This is a genomic window from Arthrobacter sp. K41 (assembly GCF_059089645.1).
Genome location: NZ_JBNHEW010000003.1, coordinates 525,159 through 550,696 on the forward strand (window position 1 = coordinate 525,159; position 25,538 = coordinate 550,696).

At 65.5% G+C, this 25,538-nt stretch carries 27 protein-coding genes and 1 pseudogene; 10 read left to right on the forward strand and 18 right to left on the reverse strand.

What is annotated here, in order from left to right:
- Positions 1–57: 57 nt before the first annotated feature.
- Both AC5RTE_RS09975 and AC5RTE_RS09980 read right to left on the reverse strand, forming a co-directional pair.
- Positions 58–501, reverse strand: a complete 444-nt coding sequence (locus AC5RTE_RS09975) for a VOC family protein (RefSeq protein WP_494041219.1) — start codon at positions 499–501, stop codon at positions 58–60.
- Positions 502–542: 41 nt separating this feature from the next.
- Positions 543–1,040 carry a hypothetical protein gene (locus tag AC5RTE_RS09980; protein WP_494041220.1) on the reverse strand — a complete coding sequence of 166 codons (498 nt, stop codon included), beginning with the start codon at positions 1,038–1,040 and terminating at the stop codon, positions 543–545.
- A gap of 113 nt (positions 1,041–1,153) precedes the next feature.
- Between AC5RTE_RS09980 and AC5RTE_RS09985 the strand changes: the two are divergent.
- A pseudogene (locus tag AC5RTE_RS09985) lies at positions 1,154–1,957 on the forward strand (alpha/beta fold hydrolase); the annotation flags it as partial.
- A gap of 63 nt (positions 1,958–2,020) precedes the next feature.
- Here AC5RTE_RS09985 and AC5RTE_RS09990 read toward each other — a convergent pair.
- The gene (locus tag AC5RTE_RS09990) at positions 2,021–3,199 is read right to left on the reverse strand and encodes a Vgb family protein (RefSeq protein ID WP_494041221.1); all 1,179 of its coding nucleotides are present in this window, start codon (positions 3,197–3,199) and stop codon (positions 2,021–2,023) included.
- Positions 3,200–3,329: 130 nt separating this feature from the next.
- Between AC5RTE_RS09990 and AC5RTE_RS09995 the strand changes: the two genes are divergently transcribed.
- Positions 3,330–4,646, forward strand: a complete 1,317-nt coding sequence (locus AC5RTE_RS09995; RefSeq protein WP_494041222.1) for a hemolysin family protein — start codon at positions 3,330–3,332, stop codon at positions 4,644–4,646.
- Positions 4,647–4,670: 24 nt separating this feature from the next.
- On the opposite strand, the gene AC5RTE_RS10000 is transcribed toward AC5RTE_RS09995, so the two are convergent.
- The 3 genes from AC5RTE_RS10000 to AC5RTE_RS10010 all read right to left on the reverse strand — a co-directional run bounded on the left by AC5RTE_RS10000 (position 4,671) and on the right by AC5RTE_RS10010 (position 8,457).
- Complete coding sequence (locus AC5RTE_RS10000) at positions 4,671–6,290, reverse strand: ABC transporter permease (RefSeq protein ID WP_494041223.1); 1,620 nt, start codon at positions 6,288–6,290, stop codon at positions 4,671–4,673.
- Complete coding sequence (locus AC5RTE_RS10005) at positions 6,290–7,216, reverse strand: ABC transporter ATP-binding protein (RefSeq protein ID WP_494041224.1); 927 nt, start codon at positions 7,214–7,216, stop codon at positions 6,290–6,292. Before AC5RTE_RS10005 ends, AC5RTE_RS10000 begins: the two co-directional genes overlap by 1 nt.
- 191 nt (positions 7,217–7,407) lie before the next feature.
- Complete coding sequence (locus AC5RTE_RS10010) at positions 7,408–8,457, reverse strand: helix-turn-helix transcriptional regulator (RefSeq protein WP_494041225.1); 1,050 nt, start codon at positions 8,455–8,457, stop codon at positions 7,408–7,410.
- 120 nt (positions 8,458–8,577) lie between these two features.
- Between AC5RTE_RS10010 and AC5RTE_RS10015 the strand changes: the two genes are divergently transcribed.
- Positions 8,578–8,976 (forward strand): DUF1304 family protein, encoded by a 399-nt coding sequence (locus tag AC5RTE_RS10015; RefSeq protein ID WP_494041226.1) that lies wholly within the window; start codon positions 8,578–8,580, stop codon positions 8,974–8,976.
- Between the two features lie 147 nt (positions 8,977–9,123).
- Here the strand turns inward: AC5RTE_RS10015 and AC5RTE_RS10020 are convergent, their stop codons facing one another.
- Positions 9,124–9,504: a VOC family protein gene (locus AC5RTE_RS10020; RefSeq protein WP_494041227.1), complete on the reverse strand. Its 381-nt coding sequence runs from the start codon at positions 9,502–9,504 to the stop codon at positions 9,124–9,126.
- Between the two features lie 308 nt (positions 9,505–9,812).
- On the opposite strand from AC5RTE_RS10020, the gene AC5RTE_RS10025 reads away from it, so the two are divergent.
- Positions 9,813–10,427: a TMEM175 family protein gene (locus AC5RTE_RS10025; RefSeq protein ID WP_494041228.1), complete on the forward strand. Its 615-nt coding sequence runs from the start codon at positions 9,813–9,815 to the stop codon at positions 10,425–10,427.
- 77 nt (positions 10,428–10,504) lie between these two features.
- Here AC5RTE_RS10025 and AC5RTE_RS10030 read toward each other — a convergent pair whose 3' ends face one another.
- The 3 genes from AC5RTE_RS10030 to AC5RTE_RS10040 form a co-directional block, all read right to left on the reverse strand.
- Entirely contained in the window at positions 10,505–10,684 is a 180-nt protein-coding gene (locus AC5RTE_RS10030) for a hypothetical protein (protein ID WP_494041229.1), read from the reverse strand.
- A gap of 136 nt (positions 10,685–10,820) precedes the next feature.
- The gene (locus AC5RTE_RS10035) at positions 10,821–11,357 is read right to left on the reverse strand and encodes a proteasome activator (protein ID WP_494041230.1); all 537 of its coding nucleotides are present in this window, start codon (positions 11,355–11,357) and stop codon (positions 10,821–10,823) included.
- Positions 11,358–11,565: 208 nt separating this feature from the next.
- Positions 11,566–11,910 carry an iron chaperone gene (locus AC5RTE_RS10040; protein ID WP_494041231.1) on the reverse strand — a complete coding sequence of 115 codons (345 nt, stop codon included), beginning with the start codon at positions 11,908–11,910 and terminating at the stop codon, positions 11,566–11,568.
- Positions 11,911–12,055: 145 nt separating this feature from the next.
- Here AC5RTE_RS10040 and AC5RTE_RS10045 point away from each other — a divergent pair, with 145 nt between their 5' ends.
- The 3 genes from AC5RTE_RS10045 (at position 12,056) to AC5RTE_RS10055 (ending at position 14,389) form a co-directional block, all read left to right on the forward strand.
- A complete protein-coding gene (locus AC5RTE_RS10045) occupies positions 12,056–12,451 on the forward strand; it encodes a DUF1801 domain-containing protein (protein WP_494041232.1) in 396 nt (131 codons plus the stop codon).
- A gap of 304 nt (positions 12,452–12,755) precedes the next feature.
- Positions 12,756–13,133: a MarR family transcriptional regulator gene (locus AC5RTE_RS10050; protein WP_494041348.1), complete on the forward strand. Its 378-nt coding sequence runs from the start codon at positions 12,756–12,758 to the stop codon at positions 13,131–13,133.
- Positions 13,130–14,389 (forward strand): MFS transporter, encoded by a 1,260-nt coding sequence (locus tag AC5RTE_RS10055; RefSeq protein WP_494041233.1) that lies wholly within the window; start codon positions 13,130–13,132, stop codon positions 14,387–14,389. The genes AC5RTE_RS10050 and AC5RTE_RS10055 overlap by 4 nt, the downstream gene beginning before the upstream one ends.
- Before the next feature lie 50 nt (positions 14,390–14,439).
- Here the strand turns inward: AC5RTE_RS10055 and AC5RTE_RS10060 are convergent, their stop codons facing one another.
- Positions 14,440–14,763: a hypothetical protein gene (locus tag AC5RTE_RS10060; RefSeq protein WP_494041234.1), complete on the reverse strand. Its 324-nt coding sequence runs from the start codon at positions 14,761–14,763 to the stop codon at positions 14,440–14,442.
- Positions 14,764–14,822: 59 nt separating this feature from the next.
- Positions 14,823–15,761, reverse strand: coding sequence for a 2-hydroxyacid dehydrogenase (locus AC5RTE_RS10065; protein ID WP_494041235.1), 939 nt, complete (start codon positions 15,759–15,761; stop codon positions 14,823–14,825).
- 178 nt (positions 15,762–15,939) lie between these two features.
- On the opposite strand from AC5RTE_RS10065, the gene AC5RTE_RS10070 reads away from it, so the two are divergent.
- The gene (locus AC5RTE_RS10070; protein ID WP_494041236.1) at positions 15,940–17,175 is read left to right on the forward strand and encodes a mechanosensitive ion channel family protein; all 1,236 of its coding nucleotides are present in this window, start codon (positions 15,940–15,942) and stop codon (positions 17,173–17,175) included.
- 43 nt (positions 17,176–17,218) lie between these two features.
- A complete protein-coding gene (locus tag AC5RTE_RS10075) occupies positions 17,219–17,971 on the forward strand; it encodes an ArsR/SmtB family transcription factor (protein WP_494041237.1) in 753 nt (250 codons plus the stop codon).
- Between the two features lie 42 nt (positions 17,972–18,013).
- On the opposite strand, the gene AC5RTE_RS10080 is transcribed toward AC5RTE_RS10075, so the two are convergent.
- The 5 genes from AC5RTE_RS10080 to fdhA form a co-directional block, all read right to left on the reverse strand.
- Positions 18,014–18,229, reverse strand: a complete 216-nt coding sequence (locus tag AC5RTE_RS10080; protein WP_494041238.1) for a hypothetical protein — start codon at positions 18,227–18,229, stop codon at positions 18,014–18,016.
- A 51-nt stretch (positions 18,230–18,280) separates the two neighbouring features.
- Positions 18,281–19,642 (reverse strand): MFS transporter, encoded by a 1,362-nt coding sequence (locus AC5RTE_RS10085; RefSeq protein ID WP_494041239.1) that lies wholly within the window; start codon positions 19,640–19,642, stop codon positions 18,281–18,283.
- A gap of 57 nt (positions 19,643–19,699) precedes the next feature.
- Entirely contained in the window at positions 19,700–20,608 is a 909-nt protein-coding gene (locus AC5RTE_RS10090) for a serine hydrolase (protein ID WP_494041240.1), read from the reverse strand.
- 110 nt (positions 20,609–20,718) lie between these two features.
- Positions 20,719–21,069 carry a GNAT family N-acetyltransferase gene (locus tag AC5RTE_RS10095; protein ID WP_494041241.1) on the reverse strand — a complete coding sequence of 117 codons (351 nt, stop codon included), beginning with the start codon at positions 21,067–21,069 and terminating at the stop codon, positions 20,719–20,721.
- 110 nt (positions 21,070–21,179) lie between these two features.
- Positions 21,180–22,397: a formaldehyde dehydrogenase, glutathione-independent gene (gene fdhA, locus AC5RTE_RS10100; protein ID WP_494041242.1), complete on the reverse strand. Its 1,218-nt coding sequence runs from the start codon at positions 22,395–22,397 to the stop codon at positions 21,180–21,182.
- Positions 22,398–22,710: 313 nt separating this feature from the next.
- Between fdhA and AC5RTE_RS10105 the strand changes: the two genes are divergently transcribed.
- Positions 22,711–23,040, forward strand: coding sequence for a DUF6457 domain-containing protein (locus tag AC5RTE_RS10105; protein WP_494041243.1), 330 nt, complete (start codon positions 22,711–22,713; stop codon positions 23,038–23,040).
- 22 nt (positions 23,041–23,062) lie between these two features.
- On the opposite strand, the gene AC5RTE_RS10110 is transcribed toward AC5RTE_RS10105, so the two are convergent.
- Positions 23,063–25,390: an FdhF/YdeP family oxidoreductase gene (locus tag AC5RTE_RS10110; RefSeq protein ID WP_494041244.1), complete on the reverse strand. Its 2,328-nt coding sequence runs from the start codon at positions 25,388–25,390 to the stop codon at positions 23,063–23,065.
- Between the last annotated feature and the right edge of the window lie 148 nt (positions 25,391–25,538).

The window sequence follows — 25,538 nt, forward strand, 5'->3', positions numbered from 1 at the left end:
GCCAGTGCAAGGCCCGGCAGCAGCCTGATTCAGCTGGTGCCGGGCCTTTTTACCTGGTCAACCGGTCCGCTCTGCCAGGGACACGATGATTCCCTCCGGACCGCGGACGTAGGCCATCCGCCACATCTGCTCGTACTGGCCGATCCCGCCCACCAGCCCGTAGCCGTCTGCGGCCAACTGCTCCACCGTGGCCTGGAGGTTGTCCACCTCAAAGGACACGTTGCGCAACCCCAGCTCGTTGGCCATCGCGTGCGGCGACCCGGGCTGGTGTTCCGGCCGGACAAAGCTCGAGAGCTCCAGCCGGGTGCCGCCGTCGGGCGGGCGCAGCGTGACGATCCGGCTTTGCGAGCCGGGAATGCCAATCACCGTATCCACGAACTCACCCTCCATGAACATCGGCCCGCCCTCAATCTCCAGGCCCAGCCCGACGAAGAACGCCGTCACCAATTCCAGGTCCGCAACGGTGATGCCGATATGGTCGAAGCGTTTTACAGGTGACATAGGGTTTCGGTCCTCCGTGCTGTGCCGACGTCGTCTTGGGGTCAGCGCAGAATTTCCACGAGCGCAACCCAGGAGAAAACGACGGCGCCTATCAATGCCACGATCGTGGCAAGGGCCACCACGAGCAGTCCTGTGGGGACCGACAGTACGAGCAGCACACCGCCCACCAAGTAGATGACGAGTGGGAAGACAAAGGACGCGATGTGCTGCCTATCCCAGTTCCGCGGCCGCCCCGGGCTGTCATCCTGAAGGATCGCCCGAGCCGCCAGGGCAGCGATAACCCCTCCCACCAGGGTGCCGACCAGGACCTCGGTGCCGAACGCCCATAGCGGCTGGCCAGGGATCAGCGCAGCACACGCCAGGACAACACCAAGGATCAGCGCAGACACGGCGGCTCCTGCACGGGCGGCAAGGCCCCGCGACTCCGCGATCTGCTTGATGTTCACCGACAGCGCCACGATGAGCAACCCGCCCAAAGCCGCGCCGGCTCCGGCGATTGCCACGTTGAACTCCCCCCAAGAGGCAAGGGCCGTTTCCATAGGTTCAGGGTAACGACACCTCATCGGCTGGTGGAAGACCTATCCGGGGCCGCGGATCGCGGGCGCGCCGGGTTCCTGCCGGAGTGGCTGGTGGAGAGCTATAGGCTGTGCCGATGGACAGGTGGAAGGAACGGCGGCGGACAGTTTCCTCCCAGGGGGCGGAACTGGCAGTTTTTGAGTACGGCCCGGATCCCTCACCGGAAATCCCCAGCCTGCTCCTTATCCACGGCTACCCGGACGACCACCGCGTGTTCCTTCCGCTCATCCGCGAACTCGCGGGAACATTCCACGTGATCGCTTACGACACCCGCAACGCCGGATCCTCATCTGCCCCGGGAGGGAAGGACAGCTTCTTGCTGGAGGCCTTGGTCAACGATCTGTACGCCGTGCTGGCCGCAACGAATACCTCGTCCGTTCATGTTGTGGGCCACGACTGGGGGTCCATCCAGGGGTGGGCAGCTGTCCAGGACCCCCGCGCGGCCGGGAGGATCAGCCGCTTCACGAGCGTGTCCGGGCCGGACCTGGGGCATGTCTCCTGGTGGATGCATCAACGCCTGCGGCACCCGCGCGGCTGGTTCAAGCTGGTGGGACAGCTCCTGCGCAGCCAGTATGTTGCCGTGTTCCAGATTCCGCTGCTGCCCGAGGCGCTCTGGCGTTTCTTCCTCACCCGCTCCTATGAAAGGGCTGCCGGGCGGCCGATTGGCGACAACCCTGTCCGCGGGCTGGCCCTCTACCGGGCAAACTTTCCCGGCAGGCACGAGCCCCCGGTCCGGGTTTCGATTCCGGTCCAGGTGGTGGTTCCCGTCAAGGACCCGTTCGTTTCGTCCAGCCTTACGGAGGGCCTGGAGAACTGGGTGCCAGACCTTACTGTGACAAGGGTGGACGGCGGGCACTGGTGGCCGGAAACCCACGCTTCGGACTTCGCGAAGGTGTTGCAGGCAGCACACCCCAACGCCCGGAAAACTCAGCCAGACCCGGCACTAGTCGAAGGTCAAGGCTGTCACCGTGGCTGCCGCCTCGACCGTCCTGCGCCTTCGAAACACCACGATGAGCGCGGCCGCGCCGGCCAGCACCAGTCCGGCGGCTCCCACCGCGACCGCGGGAAGCGCAGCCGCGGAAGCACCCCCGGAAGGAGTGGCTGCATCAGGCAGTGGCGACGTCCCGCCGTCGGCATCTACCCCTGACCCTCCGCCGTCGATAACGGTGAGGGACTTGCCGCCCCGGTTGACCACCACCACCGAGCCGTCCGCCGCAACAGCCAGGCGGCCCGGGTCCTCCCCTACCGGCACCGTCTCCGCCACTGCATCCGCGCCTGGCGGTAAGACCGAGACCGTGTTGTCCGCACTGTTGGTCACGTACACCGTGCCGTCCGGAGAGGTGGCCACCTCCTGCGGCTCGCGGCCCACCCGGATCCGCCGCGCCACTGTGGTCCCGCCCGGCTCAATGACAGCGACGTCGTTGGACAGGACGTTGGCCACGTAAACAGTCCCGTCAGGGGCGGCCGCAATCCCGTGGGGAGCGGACGTCCTGCCGAGGTCGATGGTGTGCGAGGGACTGGCGGCGCCGCCCGGAATGACGCTGACGGTGCCTGCGTCCTGGTTGGCGGCATAGGCGGTGCCGTCCTTGGCCACGGCAACCTCCACAGGATGATGGCCGGCGTCCACAACCCGGTCCACCCGCCTCCCGCCAGGCATAACCACTGACACAGTGCCTTCGCTGCGGCTGGCAACGTACAGTGCCCCGTCCGGCCCCGCCGTCAGCCAGTGTGTCCCCTGCGGCAGCGGGATGGTGAAGGACACGTCTGAGGCGCCGGGGGCAACCACGCCCAGCTCGGTCTGCATCTCCTCCGTAGTCTGGACCACGTAGAGCGACCCGTCCGGCGTCATGGCCAAGGAAGTAGAAAACCTCCCAACGCTGATGTGCCGGGAAGCGCTCGTCTCCCCCGGCTCGTAGACGCTGATACCGCCTGTCCAGTTGTAGTCGCTGACATAGACAGCGCCGTCCGGACCTGCCGCCACTCCCAGGGGCTGTCCGGTGACGGAAATCGTTTGTGGGTCATCGGCAGACGCCGGAGCAGCTATGACGGCGGACGCGAGCAGGAGCGCGGCAGCGCCGGCCACGGAGGCCCTAGCGGTGCGCTTTATCGGACCGACGTTCACGTACTTCCCCCAAAACTGTGGCCGACCCCCGCGGCAACCCTCCGATCCTACCGGCACTGCCTGTTCCGGTATTTCGCCCCTGCCTAACACCCGTCCACACCAGGGCCCGGCTGTTCGGTAGTGTCTGTCCATGGACGGCGATACCCTGCTGAATTTTCTGTTGGTCCTCTTTTTTGTGCTGCTGGGCGGGGTGTTCGCCGGCACGGAAATGGCGCTGGTATCCCTGCGCGAGAGCCAGGTGCGCCGGATGGAGAAGTCAGGCAAACGCGGTGCCCGGATCGCGGCGCTGGCCGGGAACCCCAACAGGTTCCTGTCCACGGTGCAGATCGGCGTGACGCTGTCCGGCTTTTTCTCGGCCGCCTATGGCGCCTCCACCATCGCCCCGGATGTCGAACCCCTTCTGGCCGGCGTCGGTTTCGGCGCCGCGGCCGAACCTGTCTCCTTTATCGGGATGACGCTGCTGGTGGCCTATCTCTCCCTGGTTCTTGGCGAACTCGTGCCCAAGCGGCTGGCCATGCAGAGCGCCGTCGGCTTCACCAGAGTCCTCGCCCCTCCCCTGGGCGTGCTGTCCGAAATCATGCGGCCCGCCGTCTGGCTGCTGTCCGTCTCAACGGACGCCGTCGTTCGGCTGTTCGGCGGTGACCCGAACGCCAGGCAGGAGAGCGTCAGCTCTGAAGAATTATGGGACATGGTGGCCGAGAGCGACATGCTGGAAGAGGACAGCCGCAGCATCCTCTCAGACGTCTTCGCCGCCGCGGACCGCTCCCTCCAGGAAGTCATGCGCCCACGCACCGACGTGACGTTCATCAACGGCAACCTCACCATCGCCGAGGCGTTCAGCATGGTCAGGGACGGGCCGTTCTCACGCTATCCGGTGATCGACAAGACGCCCGACGACGTCCTCGGCTTCATCCACGTCCGTGACCTCGTACCGCTCAACGGTAAGCACGACGACGGCCAGGTGCGGGACATCGTCCGGGAGATCCTTCCGCTGCCGGGCACCAACAAGGTGCTGCCGTCACTGCAGCGCATGCGCAGGCTGGGCCAGCACATCGCCCTGGTGGTGGACGAATACGGCGGCACGGACGGGATCGTCACGCTGGAGGACCTGGTGGAAGAGCTGGTGGGTGAGATTTACGACGAGTACGACGCCGGCTCGGCTGCGGAGAACCGTGTCACCAAGGCCGACGGCTCGGTGGACGTCGACGGCGGGTTGATTCTTAAGGAGTTCGCCTCTGCCTCCGGATTCGAGCTGGCCGAGGGGCACTACGAGACGGTGGCCGGGTTTGTGATTGACCGGCTGGGGCGCCTTCCCCGCATTGGTGACAGCGTGGAAGCGGACGGCCATGTGCTGACGGTGACGGCGATGGACCGGCTGCGCGTTTCCCGGATTCGCGTGACGCCCCGTTCCGTGGAACCTGGTGCTCCGGGTCCGCCGAAGTCCTGATCCGTTGGCCTACCGGCTCCGGGATCAGGCGGTGATGTCCCGCCGGCGAAGGGAGTAGGCGGCGATGGCGGCGCCTGCGGCGGCAACGACAACCAGCCCCAGCGCCCCTGCCTGGTTAAAGGCTTCCACAGGCATGGCGGACGAGTGCCGGAACGGGCTCAGGTCCTGCAGCCATACCGGCAGGGCGAACAACTCACCGAACTCGCCCACAATGATCCCCGCCGCAAGCATCCCCCACCCGAGCAGGATGGCGAGCCGGGGTGCAACCGCAAACGAAACCGACGCGGCCGCCAGGAACACCAGTGCTGCGGGAACATGCGCCAGCGCCGCCGGAACCAGGGACCAGACCGGACCGTCCGAGGTGCCGGACAGCGCCAGGCCGACGGCGGCAGCGACACCAGCGGTTGTGGTGACGGCCGCTGCGGACAAGGCAGCGATGACCAGGTTCGCGCCAAGCCAGCGGACCCGGGTGACCGGCGCGGAGAGCAGGAGCTCCGCCCGGCCTTCGGCCTCCTCCGCGCGCAGCCGCAGCACCGCCTGGATGCCCGCGGCCGCCGCAAACACCCCTGCCACGCCAAGCAGGGCGGTGACGAAAATGTCGATCAGCCCTGCCCGGCCGCCGGGAACAAGCCGGGCAATGAGGTCCCTCAGGGGCGCCAGGCCGGACACGGTCTCGGAGACAGCCGGTCCAAGGGCACCTGCCACTGCCCCCAGGACCGCCGCCCCAACGCACCAGCCGGCCACTACTCCCCGTTGCAGGCGCCAGGCGAGGCCAAAGAATGAGGTGCCGCCCACCCCTGCCCGTTCCCTGCCCGGGAGCTCGGGCAGCATGCTCGCCCCCAGGTCCCGCCGTCGTCGGATGAGCACCGCAGCAGCCCCCAGAGCCAATCCGGCAGCAAGCGGCACCAGCAGCGCGGACAGGTCCGGGGCAGTGAACGGCCGGGAGCGCTGGCCCCAGCCAATGGGCGACAGGAGCGACGGCCAGGCACTGGTCACGTGCAGCAGATCCGCCGCTGGAGTGCCCAACGCGTCCCCGACGCCGCGGAGCAGATAGGCCACACCCACAAGGCCCGCGGCGGCCCCGTTTGCGCTCCTGCCCGAGGGCAGGACCTGGGCAACCACGGCGGCGAGACCAACAAAGAAAACGCCGACAACCCCGACGGCGGCAGCGGCGGCCACGGCACCGGCAGCCGGCAGCCCGGCCGCGACGAAAGCAGCCGCAACAAAGGCGGCCAGCAGCAGATTCGCGGCCGCACCCAACAGAAGCGTCGCCGCCAAGGGTGCCGTTCGCGGCACCGGAACCGCCCCGAGGAGTTCGGCCCGTCCGAGCTCCTCGTCTGCGCGGGTGTGCCGCACCACCAGGAAAGTGCTCATCAGTCCGGCCAGGACCGCCGTGAAGGCGTAACCCTGGAAGAACACCACGGCACCAACGCCGGTCCCGTCCGGCAGGCCGCGCAGGAAGAGGAAGGCCGGGTTCGATGCCGCCAGGGCCAGGATCGCGGCCTGCGCCGCCTCGTCCCCGAACTGCGTGGCGACAGCCGTTGACGTGGCAAAACTGAGCAGCGAGATGCCCAGGATCCAGACCGGCAACGTAACCCTGTCCCGGTGCGCCTGGGACAGGACCAGCCGCAGCATGCCGCCCATCACTTGACCTCGCTGTCCACACGGTCCTTGCCGCCGTCACCGTAGTGGCGCAGGAACAGGGATTCAAGGGACGGCGGGGCCACCGACAGGCCGCTGACTCCCGGCTCCGCGATGCCGGCCAGGACGGACCCGAGGTCCCCGGCGTCGGCATCAAACTCCGCTGCTCCATCAGCGATGCTGACCCCATGCGTGCCAGGCAACGCCGCCAGCCGTGCCGGATCAGCGAGACCCGTCACGCGGAAGTGTGTGCGCTGCAGGTGCCGCAATTCGCCGAGCGTCCCGGTTTCCACGGTGGCTCCAGACCGGATGATGGTCACGCGGTCGCAGAGCTGTTCCACCTCGCTGAGGATGTGGCTGGACAGCAGCACAGTGGCCCCGTCCCTGCTGACTCTTTCGATCTGGCGGCGGAACACCGCGTCCATCACCGGGTCCAGTCCCGCGCTGGGCTCATCCAGCAGATACACGCGCGCGGGCCGGGCGAACGCTGCAATGAGAGCCACCTTTTGCCGGTTGCCCCGTGAGTAGGTCCGCGTTTTCTTCCGCGGATCAAACTCGAACTCCTCGATCAGGTCGCGGCGCAGCTTCCCCTCTGCGCCGCCGCGGAGGCCGGTGACCAGATCGATGACTTCCCCGCCCGACAGGTTGGGCCACAGGCTTATATCACCCGGGACGTAGGCGATCTCCCTATGCACCGCGACAGGGTCCGCCCAGGGTTCTATCCCATGGACCCGCGCTGTTCCCGCAGTAGGGCGGATAAGCCCCAAGAGGATCCTCAGCGTAGTGGATTTGCCGGCGCCGTTGGGGCCGAGGAAGCCGTGGACCTCGCCCGGGTTCACGATCAGGTTCAGGCCATTCAGGGCCCGGGTCCTGCCGAAGTTCTTGACCAGTTCCCGCACTTCTACGACGGGTTGTGCTGCTGAATCCATCTGCGTCCGCTCCTCAGGTCGTCATACGAACGCCCGAGGCGGCGCCGGGGCGTTCCGCAGGCATCGCCTACGGGCCGACCAGGCTTCCCGGCTCTCCGATCCACAGCATACAAGCGCAGGAACGGGCTAGGAAGACCGCAACATCCTGTTAGCCGCCAGTCCGCCCGCAAGCCGTCCGGGGCCGCCGGCTGTCATGCCACAAGCTTGGCCACCAACTCCCCGCGGCTGCCCACGCCCACCTTCCCGTACAGCGATTTCAGGTGGTCATGCACGGTGTGCGGGGAGATGAACAGGTGCCGGGCGATGTCCGCTGTCGGGTTCCCGGCCAGCACCTCCAGGCAGACCTCGCGCTCGCGGGCGGTGACCCCGTAAGCCATCAGCAGCAGGCCGGCCAGGTCGTGGGTGGTGGCCGGCTCCACTGTGACCACCATCTGCCCGGGATCGTCACCGGTGATTAGGCGGCTGGCCTGCAACACTACCCAGTTGTTCCCGGCGTCCCGCATCCTGGCCCGGGCCGTTCCAGACGCGGCGGCGTGCGCCTGCGCCATCACCGAGTACAACGTCATGCTGAACCGGCCTGGCGCCGCCTCCTCCACTTCGGCCAGCCATTCTGCGGCGGCGGTGGTGGCCGCCCGCAGCTCGCCGTGCTGCCCGGCCAGGACGATCACCGGCCCGACGGCGGCTGGCCCCGTCTGGTGCCGTACCCGGACAGCGATCCTGGTTGCCGCTGCCAGGGTTGCCGCCACTGCGCGCAGGAACTCCACCTCGCGGTCCGTGAAGTCGCGGCCGGCGTCCCGGAAGATGCTTCCGACTCCCCAGCACGCGTCGTCTATCCGGAATGCTGCGCGCAGCTCATGTTCCAGCCCTTGCGGCTTCAGCAGTTCGTTGATCCGGACGCTGCGGACCACATCCCGGTGCGGGGCGTCCGAGATCCTCGCGACGGGCTGGGGCCGCCGCAGCAGCTCAACGAACCTGTTCGGTTCCTGGCCGGTGTACTCGGTCTCGGCGAAGCGGAGGGCGTACTCTTCGTACTCGGCCTCGCCCACGGGCCACGGCCGCCAGTTGGTTACGGAGGTCATCACCAGGGTCTCGGGGTCGACGGCGGCCCAGCAGCCCTGCTCGAACGGCACCTCCCGCTGTACGACGGCGAGAGCCGAGGCGTGCAGGTCGGCCGGGTTCATTCCGCTGGCGGCGAGGGCGGCGATGTCCCGCCGGGCATGCTCAGCGCGCTCCTCCCACATAGCTCCAGTATCCGCCCACGGGGTGGCAGTGCAATCCCCTAATTTGGGGGTTCCTCACGCACCCCGGAACCCCCGGCGCGGGGATCGCGGCCGGTCGCGCCGGCGTCGTACTTTTTCTTTATGAACGCCGTCTCCCAGATTTTCGCGGTACTCGCCGCCGTGGTCTACATCGTGGTGTTCCCGCTGGAAAGCTTCCTGATGCACCGGCCGGGGGCGCAGAAGTTCCTGAGCACCCCGCCGCAGAATGTTCCGGCCGTGATGATGTGGGCCATTCCCACAGGGTTCCGCAACCTGGTAATCGGCCTGGGGGTACTCGCCGGGGTGATGGCGGTGAACATCGGCTATGTGGTGGTGGGCTACACCCTGGTGATCTATTGCTGCCTGAACATGGTGCTGACCGCTCCGGCCATGTTCCTGGCGGACATGCAGGGCCACTACCCCCGGAAGGGCGACAGCATCCCGGGCACCCTCGGCGCCACTGTACCGGCCCTCATCGCACTGATTACATTGCCGCTCTGACCTGGCCCTGCATGCTACGCCACCGACGCCGTGGACACTCCCGGAACAGAGTATCCACGGCTTTTTCAAGTTGCCGGTGACTGGCGCTCGCAGGCGACGCCATCGAAGTCACCATCCAGTCACGCCCCGATGGCTGGTGGGCAGAGGCTAGGTGCGCTGGGACAGGTTGAGGATGTTGCCCTCACTGTCCAGGAACCAGGCGGACTTTCCCCAATCGTCGGTGGCAAGGCCGTCCTCTGTCTTCAGGCCGGGCTGGTCGTAATCCTCAAACACAACACCACGGCTCCGCAGTTCCTCCATCTCCCGTTCGATGTTGTCCGTCTCCCAGCCCATCTGGGTGTTCTTTGCTGTCCCTGCGTTGTCTGTCTGATAAATCAGGAAGCCCGTTCCGTTGCCGCAGCGGTACAGGAGGCTGTACTCCTCCATGGCTTCCGAGGACTCAAGTCCCAGCTTGTCGCGGTAGAAATCCCTCGCCCGGTTGATGTCCTTCGCCGGCAGGACAGCCATGATTGCAGAATCCTTGAGCATGATGATCCCTTTGTGCATTTATTCGCGTTGGCGGCGATGCTCTCCCCCGTTCGCGGTTCCGGAACAACAGAAACGGACCCGCGTAGCCGTCCGTCCGCCGAGTGTCAGGGCGGCCACCTGGGACTCTGAAGCGCCCCGCCAGCCGTCATCGGCGCGAGGGTCCCCGAAGCTTACGTGCCCATTATGGAACTGTTTGAAGGTGACGGAAATAGGTTTTGTCCTCTTTCCCGCTGCTGCTGCCAGCCTTAGAGTTTCGACAGGCCCACCTGCCGGACCTATTACTGGAGCACCTTGGGAAAGGAATTGCGGTGGACAAGTCAGTCCCGCTGGAGCGCATGGTGTTCTTCAGTGACGCGGTCTTTGCCATCGCGTTGACCCTGCTGGCCCTGGACCTGAAACTGCCGGTGGGAATCCCGCCGGAGCGCCTAAACGTTGAACTGGTAGGCGCTCTCCCGGAGCTGTTCGCCTTTGTGCTGTCCTTCATCATCATCGCCCGGGTGTGGATGTCCCATCACACCGATTTTTTCCGCATCCGGGAGTTCAGTTCACGGCTGGCCTGGCTGAACATGCTGCTGCTGTTCTTCATCGTGATGCTGCCCGCCACCACGTCGGTGCTGAGTGACTACGGCGGCAATCCGAGTCCGTGGCCGAGCGTGCTCTACGCGGCCACAATCTCCGGCGTCTACTTCACCCTGGCCGGTATGTGGAGTTACGCCTGGCGCAAGGGCCTGACAGATGACACGGTGGATGACCACGAGCACCGGCGGGTGTTCCGGGCCCGGATGACGGCGCCGGCGGTGTTCCTGCTCAGCATCCCGGCCGCGTTTTTCCTCACCAGCAACACACCGTATTTGTGGTTCCTGATTGTGCCCGCCGCCCTCATCTCCCGGCGTCTGTCCCGCCGCAAGGCAAACGTGGGGTAATAACCGCGGACACTCTGGAAGAGTTCGTATGCTGGCCGCTGAGTCCCGCCGTCGGGATCCCTTGCCCGTCCGTTCCCTTAGGCCTTGTCGCGGGCTTCCCGCAGATGCTGCTCAAGTTTGGCCTCCGCGTCCCGCCGCCGGTAGCCGATGGAGCGGGCCTGTTCAGCCGTGGGATGGCGGTGCTCCCGCTCCCAGGCGTGGTCATTTACCCCGGTTACAGGCACGGCGTCATTGTCCAGTTGGTTGTTATCACCCATACCGGATGGTCTCACACACGCGGGCGCGCGAACAGGCCAGCACGCAGTCGCCGCAGACATTAGGGGGAACGGGCGGCGCGACTGCCACCGGCCCCGGCTGCCGCCTTCCGCCGGATATCGGCCGGCTTCGGCTGTGTCAGAGGTACTGGCCGGGAAGCTCGACGTCGTCTCCCGGGTTTGGTTCCCCGCTCGCGCTCTGCCCGGGAGTGCCGCCCTCCAGCAGGACAGCCGGCAGGCTACCGGGTGGATCAGGGAGGGGAAGCTGCAGGGGTGCCAGCATCTGCTGCGTTGCTGCCTGCCTCGCTTCAAGGCTCGACTGGATGTCCTGCACAAGACCGTCAATCCACCCGGAGAGCTGCGCCTGTCCGATCCGCAGTTCTTCCTGCGACACGGAAGATCCACTGGTCAGCGGCTGCCACAGCCGCTGCAGTTCAGCTGCCGGGCCCGGCGCCAGGCCGTCCCGGAGTTCCTCCACGGAGCGCTGGTGAACGTGCGCCAGCCTTACCCTTGCGTTGTCATTCAGCGGTCCGGTGCGCACTTCGTCCAGGAGCCGGATGAGGCTGGTCCCGACACGCACCACCTTCGCCGGGTCTTCGGCCAGGCCTCCGAGCAAGCTGCCGGCAAGGCCGTCGCCGCCGTGATCATGGGGCGCGCTTTCGGGTCCGGTACTCATGGTTCTTCCTCTCAGTCCGCATGACCGTTTCCGGATGGGGTTGGTACGGCCCAGCAACGCCACGAACGCGGAGGCATCACGGTAAGCCTACTTACTATCGGCCTTGTGGCCGCATTGTTGCGCCAAAGCCCCTAGCCGGCATCCGCAGTTCACGACGTGTTTAGACGGCGGGCGCCAGGTTTCTCTGAACCCTTGGCGCCCCTGGTGGCTACTTTCGGATTTCCGCCACCCGCAGCCGGACCATCCCCGCCACTACGTCATCAGGTACGGGGTGGTCGGGCGTGAACCGGACGGTTCCCTTGGACAGCGAGTATCCACCGAGCTGAGACGCGACTGCCTCCACCACTGCGGGCGAGAACGGGAAGATGGACAGGTGCCTGACTGCCGCCACCACACTAATCAGGGGCTTGCCGTCCAGCTTTAGGGCCGGCATCCCGTAGCTCATACCCTCCTCGGTGTCCGGAGCGATGCCCCGAGCAACGTCTATGACGCGCTGAAGGCAGCTTTTGTCCGGCTCGGACATCGCTGCGAGGGAATCATCAACAGCACCCATCCGGTCATCATAGCGCCGCCAAGCGCGGACGACGGCGGACGTCTCCGCCTGCTCTCGGCCCCTTCCCCTCCCGGCTTCCCCACGGGATCATAGGCTGTGAATTCGCCTTCGTTGTGCAAAGGCGCCCCGCGGAAGGAATTCAAGGATGAGCTACGAAACGGACCCCCGGGTGGACGACTACATCAATCCCCTCCCGCCCTGGCAGCAGGATATTTGCCGGAAAGTGCGCGACCTTGTCCACGCTGCAGATCCGGGCGTTGAGGAAACCATCAAACGGACTGTTCAGCCGTACTTCGTCCTGCAGGGCAACATCTGTGCGCTGCTCGCGGCCAAGGACCATGTGAACGTTTTCCTGTACGACGGCGGAATCGCCCCCGACCCGCATCACATCATCACCGCCGGCCACGGCAACAAGACCGGCCGGACAATCTCCTACCACGAGGGGGAACCCATCAACGAGGAAGCCCTGCTGGAGATGTTCCGGGCGATCATAGCCAACAACCGCGCCGGCGGCTGGCGGAAAATCAAGGCGGAGCAGTAGGCGCCCCGGTTCGTCCCCTGAATAGAGCCGGGAATGCTCAGAACGTAATCCTGCTTCAGCCTAACCAGCCGATCACCCCTCTCTCTCCCTTGCTGAGGGCCTTTCCTGCCGGGTGGTGACGCACGTCAAGGTTCCGGTCCTTGTGGCCCCGCCGATAACGCAGCATACTTATTAGCAGAACTAATTAGCACTCTTAAGCATATTCGGGAGGCGCATCGCGGGCGTGAACACCAAAATCAAAGACTCAGAAGCTGCACAATCAACCAGCGCCGACAACCTGGCGATAGACCTCCGTACGGCCGTGATGCGCACATCCCGCAGGCTCCGCGTGGAAGCAACCGGCGATGTCATCACCCCCGGCCAGTACACGGTGCTGGCCCAGTTGAACGCCAACGGGGCGCAGACCCTCCGCGCACTCGCCGAGCGGGAGCACGTGCAGGCCCCCTCCATGACACGGATAGTCAACGCGCTCGCGGAGCAGGGCTTTGTGTCCAGGTCCGCAAATCCCGACGACGGCAGGCAGGTCCGCGTGGAGATCACCGATGCGGGCCGTGCAGTACTGGCCGAAGCCAGGAACCAGCGGACAGCGTGGCTGGCCCAGCGGGTGGCGGGCCTGAGCGAAGAGGACCGGATGGTTCTCAGCCGCGCGGCGCACCTCATGCAGGAGATGAGCGGCAAATGAGCGCCATGTTCCGGGCTTTGGAAAACCGCAACTACCGGATCTGGGCCGGCGGGGCGCTGGTATCCAATGTGGGTACCTGGATGCAGCGGGTGGCGCAGGACTGGCTGGTGCTCACGGTCCTCACGAACCACTCGGGGGCCGCGGTGGGCATCACCACTGCCCTTCAATTCCTTCCCATGCTGCTGCTCGGCCCGTACGGCGGAGTGCTGGCGGACCGGTACCGGAAGCGGAAAATCCTGCTGTGGACGCAGGTTGCCATGGGACTCACCGGCTTGGCGTTGGGACTCCTGGTGGTGACCGGCACCGCCCAGCTGTGGCACGCCTACCTGGCAGCCCTCTGCCTTGGAATCGCCGGTGCCATTGATGCACCGTCCCGCCAGGCGTTCGTTTCGGAGCTTGTGGGACAGGACAAGATCTCCAACGCGGTGGCATTGAACTCCGCTTCGTTCAACACCGCCCGCCTCACCGGCCCCGCCATCGCCGGTTTGCTGATCGCCTGGGTGGGCACCGGCCCGGTGTTCCTGATCAACGCCGCCAGCTTCGCCGCCGTCATCATTTCGCTGTTCCGGATCCGCACTCCGGAACTGGCCCCCGCTGCCCAAGCCAGCCGCGGGAAACACCAGGTCGCCGAAGGCGTGCGCTACGTCCGGCGAAGGCCCGATCTCGTCCTGATCATGGTCCTGGTGGGTATCCTTGGGGCCTTCGGCATGAACTTTCCCATCATCAACGCGCTGATGGCAACCGTCGAGTTCGGGATGGGCCCCGGCGAGTTCGGGCTCCTCGGCTCCATCATGGCGGTGGGCACACTGGCCGGCGCGCTGCTCGCCGCCCGCAGGGCGGGGCCGCGGCTGCGGTACCTGCTCGGCGGGGCACTCGGGCTCGGGTTGTTTACACTCCTGGGGAGCGTGTCGCCGTCATTCTGGTTGTATGCGGCGGTGCTGATCCCTGTGGGCCTGGCGTCCATCACGTTCCTGAACAGCTGCAACACCAGCATCCAGCTCTCGGTGGAACCCCAGTTCCGGGGGCGTGTACTGGCCCTGTACCTGGCGGTTTTGCAGGGCGGAACAGCCGTGGGGGCGCCGCTGATGGGCTGGATCGGCTCGGAGTTCGGCGCGCGCTGGTCCGTGGCGGCCGGCGGTGCGGTGGTTCTGGTGACTGCACTCTTCGCCGTCATCGTGGTCAGCCGCCGGAGCAGCATGAGCCTCCGGGACAATCTCCGGATTGTGTTCCGGAGGCGGCGCCAGCCCGCCCTCTAAGAGCGGCGTGCTGTCGGGCGCATTCGTCGGCGGGGAAAGAGAACTGCCCTTTATTTCCCTGCTGCAGCGATGGCCCGGCGGACTGCCCTGCCCGCCACGGAGACCAACGGCACCAGGCACACCAACGTGGCAATCGTGTTCGGTTCGAACACAGCTCTTCCCTTGACGGTGCGGTAAACACCGAGCGGGAGCACTGCTCCCCCACCGCCGCCGCCGGACGGGCCGCCTTCGGATTCGCTGCCGCCGCCGAAACCAAACCAGACAAGCGCCACCGGGATGATCTCCTCCCCGCCCACGTTGAGAGGATCCCCGTAAGCCTTGGAAACACCCATATTCCTGAAGGTCTCCGCGAGGGAGGCCAAGGTATCAGCCATGGACAGATTTTACCGCCGGCGCAATGCCACACCCATGACACACTCCGCGGCTCACCGGATTATCGGCCGGCGCGCTGAGGCTGGCCCAGCACCACATTCACCGGTTCCTTACCGTCCAGCATCAGCCCGATCTGCTGCCTGATCAGCCGGACCATCCGCGGGAACATCGCCGAGCTGGCCCCGCCCACGTGAGGTGTGATCAGCACGCCCGGGGCAGTCCAGAGCGGGTGTCCGGCCGGCAGCGGTTCCGGGTCCGTGACGTCAAGAGCAGCCCGCAAACGGCCCGACGAGGTCTCGGCCAGCAACGCCTCCGTGTCCGCCACCGGGCCGCGGGCAACGTTCACCAGCAGGGCGCCGTCGGGCATGGCAGCCAGGAACTTCCGGTCCACCAGCTGCCGGGTCTGCTCGCAAAGGGGAACGCTGACCACCACGATCTCGTGCCGGGGCAGCTGCTCGTACAGGGAGTCGATCCCGAATACTTTTCCACCGGAGTCCTCGCGCTCGCGGCTGCCCATCCGGGTGACCTCGGTTTCGAAAGGAAGCAGCCGCGCCTCGATGGCCTTGCCCACTCCCCCGTAGCCCACCAGCAGCACGCGCCGGTCGGCCAGGCTGGGCCGCTGGCTGTTGTCCCACGTCCCGCTGGCCTGGTTCCGCACGAAGTCGGACATGCCGCGCTGGCTGGCGATCATCATCCCGACGGCAAGCTCCGCCGTCGACGTCTCATGGACGCTCGCCGCGTTGGCGAAAACGGAACCGCTGGGCAAAACGTCCTCGACGCCGTCGTACCCGATGGACTGGCTTTGGATCAGGCCAATCTCCACAGACTCCAGCGCCGACAGCACCTCTGGCCCCCGCATGTAAGGCGGCACCACGATGTCAAACCTTTCTGCGGGAGCAGGCCCGGCGAAGTCCCACAACAGGAACTCGACGCCGGCAACCGGCTCAAGCGCCTCCAGTAGTTTCTGGTCGGGCACAGAGACCCGCAGCGGACCCGTCACGCTGCCAACCTCTGTTTACCGTCGGCGGCCACCACTACCTGCTCAGCTGGATTCATAAGGGCGAGTTTAGTACCGGGCTGCGTTCCGGACCCTCCCGACCAGCACGCTGGACCTACACACCCCGCCGTGCCCCGAGTCAACTTCGACCCCTGCGCCGTAAGTTGGTAGAGGTTAAGGGATGCATGACCTTCTGAATCCCGCTCTGCCCTTCATTGCCGTCACGCTCGCTGTGGCCGCAGGTTTGGTCCTGTCCTGGCTGCTCCGCAAGCTTGTCCTTCGCCTTAACCGCAAACGTCCGGAGCTGCAGGCCACCTCCCGGGTGGCACGGCAGCCGTTACGCCTGGCCCTCTGTCTCATCGGCATCCGGACCGCGCTGGGACTGACGGCCGGAGGTGAGGGCTGGCTTCCCGCCGTCGACCATCTGCTGGTGATAGCCCTGATTGGTTCGCTGGCGTGGCTGGCCGTGGCGGTACTGCTGATCATCGAAGCGGTGGTGCTGGGCCGTTACAGCGTGGACGTGGCGGACAACCGGCGGGCCCGCCGGCTTCGGACCCAGATGATCCTGGCCAGGCGGATCGGCGTGGCACTGGTGGTGGTCCTCGCCGTCGGGTCAGTCATGCTCACTTTCCCGGCCATCCAGGCACTGGGAGCCGGGCTGCTGGCCTCCGCCGGCGTGATCTCGATCGTGGCCGGCCTCGCCGCACAGACCTCGCTGGTGAATGTCTTTGCCGGCATGCAGCTGGCTTTCACGGACGCCATCCGCGTGGACGATGTGGTGGTGGTCCAAAAGGAATGGGGCCGGATCGAAGAAATCACCCTCACCTACGTGGTGGTGCACATTTGGGACGACCGGCGCCTCATCCTGCCCTCCACCTACTTCACCACCACACCTTTCGAGAACTGGACCCGCCGCCAGTCGGAGGTGATGGGCACCGTGGAGTTCGACCTCGACTGGCGCGCCCCGGTTGAGGACATGCGCACTGAACTGCGCACCGTCCTGGTCGGAACGGACCTGTGGGACCAGCGCGTGGGCATCCTGCAGATCACTGATGCCACGGGCGGGTTTGTCCGGGTGCGGATCCTGGTCAGCGCAGCGGACAGTGCAGCGCTCTTCGACCTGCGTTGCCTCGTCCGCGAAGCCATGGTCGCTTTCCTGCAGCAGGGCCATCCGGAGGCGCTCCCCCAGCAGCGCTGGACAGAGGCGGCGTCCGACGGCGGTTCCTCCTCCCGCCGTCAGCACCCGCTGCGCGGACTGGGAACCGCCGCCCGGGACGGTTCGCGCGTTCCGGCAGATCCGCACGAATCGCAGCTCTTCACGGGTTCGATCGAGGCTGTGCAGCGCTCCCGCGCCTTCACCGGCCCGGGCGAGGACGTCTTCCAACACCGGGACCAGACAATGGCGTCGAGGAACTGAAAACCCTTGATAGGTGACCGGATGGTCACCTATCATTGTTTCCATGGATGCCGTGTTCAAGGCACTCTCCGACCCCACCCGCCGGGATCTGCTCGACGAGCTCTTCCGGGAAGACGGGCAAAGCCTCGGTGCCCTCGAGGGCCGTTTCGAAATGACCCGCTTCGGGATCGCCAAGCACCTCAAGATCCTGGAAGAGGCAGGCCTGGTAGTGACCCGCCGTCGGGGGCGTGAAAAGCTGCATTTCCTGAACCCGGTTCCCATCCGGCTCGTCCACGACCGCTGGGTGAGCAAATATGCAGAACCATGGGCCGCTGGCCTCAGCGACCTCAAATCCAGATTGGAAAGTCCCATGGAAAAAATCTTCGAGATCTATATCAAGACCACGCCCGAACGGCTCTGGGAAGCCATTACGGACAGCGAGATCCGCAGCAAGTACCAGTTCGGGAACACCATCGAGGCGGACTGGACGCCCGGCGGGCGCTTCACCATGAACAACACCAAAGCCGACGCGCCGCTGGGCGAAGGCGAGAACCTCGAGGTGGACCCGCCCCGCCGGCTGGTCCAGACCATGCGCGCACTGTGGGGTGAGGACGTGAAAGCTGAGGGAACCTCAAAAGTCACGTGGGACATCGAGCCCGTGGGCGATTCCTGCCGCCTGACGGTCACCCACAGCGACCTCCGGGAAGGCGCCAATGAGCAGCTCTACGGCGGCTGGCCGATGATCCTTTCCGGCCTGAAGACCTGGCTGGAAACCGGGGAGAAGCTCACCACGCCCGGGTCACTGATGTACACCTGAGCTCACTGATGCACACCTGAAAACAGGCGACGGCGGGGGGCGCTAACCGGCCGGTGGCCGGTTAGTGCCGTCCCATCCCCTCCGCCGCAGGTCGCGCGTGGCCACCAGCGAGCCGCCGATGAACAGCACGCCCAGGACCACGATCCCGACGCCCGCGTAGAACCATCCGCCGCGGCCGAAGATCATCAGCGCCGCGCCAAGAATGCACAGGCCCTTGGCGGTGATATCCAGGTACAGCTGCGCCTTTGGAGAAGCCATAGCTCCACGATAAGCCCCGCGGATGCACCTCCGCACGAGCCGTGGAAGTCGCTACGCTTCGCGCTGCCGCCACAACAGGCAGACCCCGAACGTCACCACGCAGAGGACCAGCATGGCAAGCACCATCCGGGCCCAGCTTGCCTGGTCCACGCCGGCCGCCGCGAAGACGCCGATCATCACCGTGGCGGCGATCGCGCCGACGTAACGGCAGGTCTGATAGATGCCCGCCGCCACGCCCCTTTCCTGCGGCCGGGTGGAAACAAACATGCCCTGGTTCGTGGCGATGCTGACCGTTCCATACGGGACACCCATCAGTGCTGTCAGGACCACCACCAGCGGAATCACCAGGGTTCCGGTCAGCAGCCACATCAAGGCGGCCACGACGGTGAGGAGGACGACGCCGGCTATCAGCACCCGCCGCACCCCGAACCTTCCCATCGCCTTGACCGCCCACGGCGTGGCGATCACTGACATGGCAGCCACCGGCAGCATCAACAGGCCAACCACGCCGGGATCGTACCCGCCCGCTTCCTGCAGCAGCTGGGGCAGGCCGAAGAAGACGAAGTAGTAGACGCTGCTGAACAGCGCGAAACCCAGGTACACCAGCATCAACGGGCGGTTGCGGCCCAGCAGCCTCAAATCCAGGAACGGCCGGTTGAAGCGCAGCTCGCGCCAGGCGAACAGCGCGGCGATCGCAGTTCCGGCGGCCAGCATCCACCAGCGGTAGGCCGGTGCGACATTCAGCGCCGCCATCATCACCAGCAGCAGGGCCGCCACGAAGCAGAAGATCCCGGGGATGTCCGAATCCCTGACCAGCTCCGCCAGGCTGCCCCGTTCCCGGGCTTCATCCTTTGGGGCAGCCTGCCGGACGATCAGCAGCGCTGCGAGCGCAAGCGGAACGTTGATGAGGAACAGTGCCTCCCACCCAACGAAACTGACCAGCAGGCCGCCCACCACAGGCCCCACTGCTGCCGCGGACGTGTTGGCCATCTGGAGCCGGCCCAGCGGGCGGGCGGAGTCAACATTGGCTCGGTGCGCGATGGCTCCCACCATCACAACTGCGCTGGGATAAGCGGTGGCGGTGCCCAGCGCCATCACCGCCCTGGCCACGCAGAGCAGGGCAAAGTCCGGCGCGAGCGGTGCCAGGGCGCAGGTGACGGCCATTAGTGCCATGCCCAGCATGAACATCCGCCGCGGTCCGAACCGGTCGGCAAGCCTGCCCATCACCGGCTGGCCGGCTGCGGAGGCGAGGTAGAAGGATGTGACCACCCAGGTGACGGCGGCGACGTCCAGCCCAAAATCTCCGCGGAGCACTACCAGCGCCACGGCGATCATCGAGGAGTTGAGGGGATTCAGTGCCGTGCCCAGGCTCAGGCCGGCGACGGCCAGGGCAGTCCGCGGATTGTTGCTCACGGAAACAGTCTGGTGCACGCCGCCGCGCCGGCACGACTTTGGTGAACCGAGGGGGCTTTACTCACCAACCTGAACGGGCGGGAACAGTGATTGTTCCACAACTCCGGTGAGCTCGCGGATCACGTCCGCCTGCCCCGGCTCTTCCGTCCCCTCGGGGTTCTCCGTGTAGATGACCAGCACAAACGAGGAGCCCCGATAGCTCAGCACTGCTGCGTCGTGGAGTTCCCCGGCGAACTCGCCGTACTTATGGAACACCTTCACCCCGGCCTGCGACCCGGCGGGAATCAGTTCCTCGTTGTTGGTGTCCTGCATGTAGCCGAGCAACTGGGCAGTGTGGTCCGGGTTCAGCAGGTCCCCGGCATACAACTGCTTGAGGACCAATGCCATTTCGGCGGCCGTCAGCAGATTTTCCTGCGGATCGTAGGCGACGCCGATGGAGGCGGCGTACTCCGTTAACTGCGGGTAGCCCACCGCATCCATCAACAGCAGCCACGAATCGTTGTTGCTCTTGTTCACCATGGACTTGAGCTGGAACGAAGCGTCGTAGTCCCCCAGCGGCTCGTCCAGGGCCGCCTCACCGGTCTCGACGAGGTGGTAGTACGCCGCCGCAATAATGATCTTCGCGGTGCTGGCGGCCGTGAAGGCGTCCTGGTTACCGAAAGTCCTTGCGGCATCGCCGGACACGTCCGCCAGAGCAATCCCAACCCTGTACTCGTCATTCTCATCCAGGACGGACTGGATGCGGTCCTCCAGGGAAGCTGGAGCCACGGCAACAGGGGCTTCGGGGACAGCTGCGGGGACGGGGCCAGCCGGGCCGGAACCGGACCTGACGGCCGCAAACACCACGGCTGCGGTGATCAACAGGGCGGCAAAAGAGAACAACAGCGCCAGCGGCAAAGCCCGGAGTCCCTTCCGGGGGGTACGGAAGTGGCGTCCTGCCGCACGCAGCACTGGGTCGGCCGACATAGAACTCCTGCAAACTCGAGCAACGAAAAAAGGCATCGGGCGCCCAGCGCACACCGATGCTAAGGATGCTGATTAAAGCACAGTAGGTTGGGAGCCGCCTGAGAGCTTCGTTAGCGGGTGCGGGCAGCCAACGCGGTCTCGAGGAATTCCAGGTGGGCGGGGACGGTGCGGACCGTATTCGCCGCGTATTGCGGGTGCTTCGTCAGGAACTTCTTGATGTAGGGGCACACCGGAACAATTCCGAACCCGGCACTTACCGTCTCGTCCAGGGCAACGGTGGCGAGCTGGCCCGCCAAACCTTGCCCGCCGTACTCCTCGTTGATCACGGTGTGGTAGAAAATCCGCTGGGGCGAGCCGCCGCCGTCGTAATCCTTGTAGGCTGCCTTGCCGATCACGTTCCCGGTGTCGAGGATTTCAAAGCGCTGACGGTCAGGGTTGTGGCGGACGGTGATCTGGCTCAAGGGGATCTCCTTCAATGCGGTGGTGTTGCTGCCCGTGCAAAGCCTAACCCGGGCCAGGCAGCCGTTATTTCCGCACCGGGGTCACCAGGACCACCGTCCGCCGATCCGCCTCAGCTCAGGTACCCGTTCGGGTTGAGGACGTACTTGGTGGCCGCGCCTGCGTCGAACTCTGCGTAGCCCTTTGGTGCCTCTTCCAGCGTGATGGCCTTGGCGTTGACGTTCTTGGCGATGCTGACCCGGTCATGCAGGATGGCCATCATCAACTGGCGGTTGTACTTCATCACCGGGCACTGGCCTGTGGTGAAGCTCAGCGACTTGGCCCAACCGGTTCCCAGGCTCAGGCTTAGCGCACCCTTCTTGGCGGCCTCGTCAATCCCGCCCGGGTCGCCCGTGACGTACAGTCCCGGGATGCCGAGGGCACCGCCGGCGGCGGTGATGTCCATCAGGGAGTTCAACACCGTAGCAGGTGCTTCCTCCGCTTCCTTCCCGTGGCCGTGCCCGCGCGCCTCAAAACCCACGGCGTCCACGCCGCAGTCCACTTCCGGTACGCCGAGGATCTGTTCAATTTGCTCCGCAGGTCCTCCCTTGGTCAGGTCCACGGTTTCACAGCCGAAGCTGCGTGCCTGCGCCAGCCGGTCCTCGTTGAGGTCTCCCACAATTACGACGGCGGCGCCCAGCAGGTGCGCGCTCGTCGCCGCTGCCAGGCCCACGGGTCCGGCGCCGGCAACATAGACAGTGGACCCCACGCCGACTCCGGCGGTGACGGCGCCATGGTAACCCGTGGGGAAGATGTCCGACAGCATGGCCAGGTCCAGGATCTTCTCCATGGCCCGGTCCTTGTCCGGGAACTTCAGCAGGTTCCAGTCGGCGTACGGCACCAGCACGTAGTTCGCCTGTCCGCCTACCCAACCACCCATGTCCACGTAGCCGTAGGCGCTTCCTGGCCGGTCCGGGTTCACGTTCAGGCAGATGCCGGTCTTGCGTTCCTTGCAGTTCCGGCAGCGCCCGCAGGCGATGTTGAACGGGACCGAACAGAGGTCTCCGACCTTGATGAACTCGACATCGCGGCCCACCTCCACCACTTCGCCGGTGATCTCGTGGCCCAGCACCAGGTTTGGCGGGGCTGTGGTGCGTCCGCGCACCATGTGCTGGTCCGATCCGCAGATGTTGGTGGCCACGGTCTTGAGGATTACCCCGTGGTTAACGGGGCGGCCCACGTTCGCGGGGTTAACGCCGGGCCCGTCCTTGAGCTCGAAGGTGGGATAGTCAATGTCGATCAGTTCGACTTTCCCAGGCGCTTTGTAGGCAACGGCTTTGTTCCCTGTCATCTGTATCTCCTGTTGTCAGGCTTGCCGGGTGGGGCAGCCATGATTGAGTCGTGATGTACCCCTGCAGGCAGTGCACGGCGCCGATCTAATGGCGCTTCCTTGTTGCCGGGGATCAGGTGCGAACGCTCCTGGGCTGGGGTCTGCCCAGTCTAGGTGCGGTCAGGGAAGCTGATCCAGAGTCATAAGCGAGGGGCCTCTACCCTTTTTTCGATTAGGGGTTTTGGGAACCCGATGACTTCAGCCGCGAAGCCTTGTAGTGTCGGCCACGGGAACGCAGCAAACAGTCAAACCAACTCATAACGGGGAGCAAACCATGGCAGTCAGTGACGAAGAAGCACAAGTATTGGACCAGTGGAGCAACCGGCTTGCCCAGGCTCTGCAAATCCTGGACATGGACGTGGACAATGAACTGCTTCTGGACCTGGCCCGGAAGTCCGCGGAATCTGTCATCCACCCGGCGGCGCCGGTCACCACCTTCTTGGTGGGCTATGCGGCTGGACTGGATGCGGGCACTGGCAGCGCGGGCACGCGGGAAGCCTCGCGCGCCTCTGTGGAGAAGGCGGCCCGCGTTGCTTTCCAGCTTTGTGAAGACGGCCAGGACGGCGGCCCGGCCAGTAAGGGATGGGCGGACACCGCCCAATAACCGCCGGGCCCGGCCGGGTGCGCTATCCCGCTGCGGTGGGCTCCTCTTCAAGTACCTGCACGGGCTCAAGCCGCACGACCACAGCCTTGGACACGGGCGTCTGGCTGCCTTCTGCCACACTCTCCAGCGGCACCAGGACGTTGGCTTCCGGATAATAGGCCGCAGCGCATCCCCGCGCTGACGGGTAGGACACCAGACGATAGTTCCGCAGTACCCGCTCAACGTTGTCCGGATACACGCCGCGGACATCCACATGCTGCCCGTCCTCGAGCCCCAGTTCGGCCAGGTCCGCCGGGTTCACGAACACCACTTCGCGGCCCTTTTTGATGCCCCGGTACCGGTCGTTGTGGCCGTAGATGGTGGTGTTGAACTGGTCGTGCGAGCGCATGCTCTGCAGGATCAGAGTGCCTGCAGGCCGTTCCACATGCTCGAGTTCGTTCACGGTGAGCATGGCCTTGCCGGTGGGCGTGTGGAAGGTGCGCGAGTCCCGGGGTCCATTGGGCAGGATGAACCCGCCGTCCTGCCGGATTTTCCGGTTGTAGTCCTCGCAGCCAACCACCACGTGGGAGATATGGTCCCGGATCAGGTCGTAGTTCTTTTCGAAACCGCCCCAGTCAGCGGAGAGCTTGTTGCCGAGCACCCGCTGAGCAAGCCGGCAGACGATCGCAACCTCGGAAAGCAGCCCCGGCGCTACTGGCTCAACAGTGCCGTGGGAGGCGTGCACCGCACAGACAGTGTCCTCCACTGAGACGAACTGGGGCCCGGACTCCTGCCGGTCGATCTCCGTGCGTCCCAGCGTCGGCAGAATCAAGGCCTCGGTCCCCGTCACGGCGTGGGAATGATTGAGCTTGGTGGAGATCTGGACCGAAAGATCCGTGTTTTCCATCGCCCTTTCAGCCTCATGGGTGTCTGACATGGCGCCCACGAAATTGCCGCCCATGGCTATGAACACTTTCATGCCGCCGTCGCGCATCTGCCGGATGGTTTCCACCGCATCCGCGCCATGGTCCCGCGGTGGTTCAAAGTTGAATTCCTTACCCAGGGCGTCCAGGAACGCCGGCGGCATCTGCTCCCAGATGCCCATGGTGCGGTCCCCCTGGACGTTGCTGTGTCCGCGGATGGGTGAGGCCCCGGCGCCGGGCTTGCCGATGTTTCCGCGCAGCAGCAACAGGTTGATGATCTCCTTGATGGTGGCGACGCCCTTTTTCTGCTGGGTAATTCCCATGGCCCAGGTGATGATCACCTTCTCCGCGCGGAGGTACCGGTCAGCCAGTTCGTCGATCTCCTCGGCACGCAGCCCCGTAGCCTCAAGGACGGCTGACTCGTCCAGTTCAGCAAGGTGCGCCCGGAGCTCCTCAAGCCCCTGGCAGTGTTCCTCAAGGAACTGATGGTCCAGCACGGTACCCGGATTCGCAGCCTCGGCATCAAGCACGCGCTTGGACACCGCCTGCAGCAACGCCATATCGCCGCCGATGCGGACCTGCAGGAACTGGTCGGCCAAATCCGTGCCGCGGCCTATGATTCCCTTGACCTTCTGCGGGTTCTTGTAGCGCATCAGGCCGGCTTCCGGCAGCGGATTGACCGCCACGATGTTTGCACCCGCCTCCTTGGCTTCTTCCAGGGCGGTGAGCATACGAGGATGGTTCGTTCCGGGGTTCTGCCCCATGATGATGATCAGATCGGCTTTGGCGAAGTCGTCGTAGGAGACCGTGGCCTTGCCCACGCCGATGGTCTGGCCCATGCCCCAGCCGGAGGACTCGTGGCACATGTTGGAGCAGTCCGGCAGGTTGTTGGTGCCATACCCGCGGATAAACAGCTGGAACAGGAACGCGGCCTCGTTGGATGTGCGGCCACTGGTGTAAAAAGTTGCCTCATGCGGGCTCGACAGTGACGTCAGCTTGTCTGCCATAATTTGGAAAGCCCGGTCCCAGCTGACGGGCCGGTAGTGGTCCTCACCGGCCGCTTTGTACACGGGTTCGGTGAGCCGGCCCTGCATTCCCAGCCAGTACTCGGACCGCTTCCGCAGTTCGCTGACAGGGTGCTCCGCCCAGAACTCCCGCGCGACAACAACGGGGGTGGCCTCCCACGTCACTGCCTTGGCACCGTTTTCGCAGAATTCGAACGTCTTGCGGTGGCCGGGGTCCGGCCAGGCGCAGCTCATGCAGTCGAACCCTTCCTTCTGGTTCAGCGCCAGCAGCGTCTTCGCGGACCTTTCAAGGCCCATGTGCTTAATTGCTGGCTGCATGGAGTGGTAAACGCCGGGCACTCCCGCCGCCCACGACTTAGGGTGTCCGGTCACCTCAAGCTCGGACTCGTCGGCTTCTTCGACCTTCGGGTTTTTGCGCGTCACGGTGCACTCTCCTTGGCTGTCCCGGCCCCAAATGCCACAGCTTCTGCCGGCAGACCGGTTTCCTCCACAGTTGTTCAGGGTGGCCCGGAAGTCAAGGAGGGCGACGGGGAAGCGGACGACGGGAGGGGTGGTTGTCCACATGGCGGTG